This is a genomic window from Maribacter orientalis (assembly GCF_900109345.1).
GTDB classification, from domain to species: Bacteria; Bacteroidota; Bacteroidia; order Flavobacteriales; family Flavobacteriaceae; genus Maribacter; species Maribacter orientalis.
Map to the genome: position 1 here is coordinate 1 of NZ_FNZN01000023.1, position 2,237 is coordinate 2,237.

A 2,237-nucleotide genomic window follows, 5' to 3' on the forward strand; every position below is an offset into this window, starting at 1 on the left:
ATCGTTCAGCGTAGAGTTCCTTTATGTTCTGTCCTTTTGCAAAGGCACAGAGAAAAAATAATATGAACGGAATTTTTTTCATAATGTATGCTAACGGTTCGGCTCGTATGTTTGGTTCTAAGTTTGAAGATAAGATATTTAGTATAACAAAAGGGTTGATAAAGAAGAGTGATTTCGAGGTTCGGCTAGATACTTGATAAAGATATCGTTTCATAGGTTTCATACTCTTCCCAAGCTAATGCTTTAAAGCATTAGCTTGGATAATTAACAATAAGCTTAAATAGAAGGGATAGCGAGTTCTCGGCTAGATACACAAAAAGTGATATCGTTTCATAGAAATCCCGCCCTTCTATAATTTTCTTGGAATCTGAACAGTACCTAGGTCCTATAGCACAGAGATCGAATCAAATGCGAGCAAAGATGATAAAGAGAATTTCAGCTTTAAAAAATAGGATATGGAAAAGCGCTTAAAACAAAGTTTAGGTATTGATGTTTCAAAATTGAAGTTATCATTGTCTTTAGGTTTTCTTACAGGTAAACTAGAGAAAGAGTTTATCTCACATGAAGATGTTTCCAATGATTTGTCCGGCTACAAAACGCTTTTAAAATGGCTGAAGAAATCAGTTGATAGCAGTGTGGATTTTTTGATAGTGATGGAAGCTACGGGAGTTTACCACCAGGGTATTGCCCATTATTTACATTCTAAGGGCTATGCCGTTTGTGTGATGCAATCAGGAAGAGTAAAGCGCTATGCGCAAAGTCTGGATCAACGTTCAAAGACCGATGCTCTGGACAGTAGAATGCTGAGCATGCTTGGTTTGGAACGGACCATTCGTCTTTGGCATCCACCCAGTGAGGAGTTGCAGCAATTGAAAGGATTAAGCAGGGAGCGCAGTTCTTTGTTGAAAGATAGAACAACAGAAAACAATCGCCAAGGAGCAATCGATTCAGGAGTTCATAGAAATCCCAAAGCTTTGAAAAGGCATAAGAACAGATTAAAGCTTCTCAATGCTCAGATAGAATTAATAGAACAAGAAATGCAAGAATTGGTATCTAAAAACAAAGAGCTTAAACGGAAAATGGACTTCCTGATCAGTATACCCGGTATTTCATTTAAGTCAGCAGCTACGGTAGTAGGAGAGACCTTAGGATTTGAATCTATAGTTAATACAAAACAACTGGCCAGCTATGCAGGTTATGATATCATATTAAGGGAGTCCGGCAATTTTAAGGGCAAGACCAAGATCAGTAAAAGAGGGAACAGTCATATCAGAGCTGCTTTACACATGCCCTCAATGACTTGCGTACGTTGTAATCCAACATTGAAACAATTCTACAATAGACTTAAACCGAATAAAGCAAAGCCATTGGTGGCCTTGATAGCAGTTCAAAGAAAGTTGTTGATATTGATGTACACCTTGTGGAAAAATGAACAGGTTTACGATGCGAAGTTTGAAACAAAAAAGCAGCAAAAGCATGAAGCTCCTGCTGCGCGGGATAACAAATTGATCGCTCAATTTGTTTCCTAATATTTTAAAGAAAAAACTTGTTTTTTAACACAGTACCTAAGCGTAGTGCGGTGGTAAGGAAACTTTTCGTTTCCGTCTGCGCACGAAGCTAAAGCTTATTGTTTAGTTTTATTTTTTCTTGTCCAAAGCTAAATCCATAAGATTTAGCGACTTTATAAATATACACAGACCATTCGATTTATCCCTAAAGTCCGCATTACGTTTAGGTTGTGTTGTAGCAAGTATTTCTTATGCGCAAATTTGAGGATTTAAGAGTTAAACAGGATTATTTATTTGAATCCAATTTATCCACAATTTGAAATACTAGCGCAATATGTAATATTAAAAGACCAGCCGAAATCGGGTTAATTCCGAAGCTTCCAAATCCAACTTTGAAAGTTGAATAGTAAAAGTCCAGAAGCCCGAAAATCCCAACCAGAAGAGTTAGTCCATAAACAATATAGTAAGTCATTCTATTTTTAAAGTAGAAATAGATTGAAATCACCACGCATCCAATTCCGATGTAGTGTTTTAAGCTTAGAGCATAATTGGAGGTAGAAATTACTACTAATGAAACTAGAATGAGTATTATGGAAATTCCTAATGGTATAAAATCGAAATCTAGTTTTTTCATATGTCACGTCCTAAAATACGGCTACAGATTAATATTAGTTTTAAGCGGCATATTGATGCACGTAATTAGGTGTTCTATAATCTAAAGATAAATGC

Annotated in this window: 3 protein-coding genes; 1 reads left to right on the forward strand and 2 read right to left on the reverse strand. The window is 36.3% G+C overall.

Annotation, left to right across the window (positions count from 1 at the left end):
* The coding region (locus BMY56_RS18765; protein ID WP_218144585.1) for a hypothetical protein at positions 1–214 on the reverse strand (214 nt) is incomplete at its 3' end.
* 241 nt (positions 215–455) lie between these two features.
* Here BMY56_RS18765 and BMY56_RS18400 point away from each other — a divergent pair.
* Entirely contained in the window at positions 456–1,529 is a 1,074-nt protein-coding gene (locus tag BMY56_RS18400; protein WP_091627740.1) for an IS110 family RNA-guided transposase, read from the forward strand.
* A gap of 265 nt (positions 1,530–1,794) precedes the next feature.
* Here the strand turns inward: BMY56_RS18400 and BMY56_RS18405 are convergent, their stop codons facing one another.
* Complete coding sequence (locus BMY56_RS18405; RefSeq protein ID WP_091627743.1) at positions 1,795–2,142, reverse strand: hypothetical protein; 348 nt, start codon at positions 2,140–2,142, stop codon at positions 1,795–1,797.
* Positions 2,143–2,237: the final 95 nt, after the last annotated feature.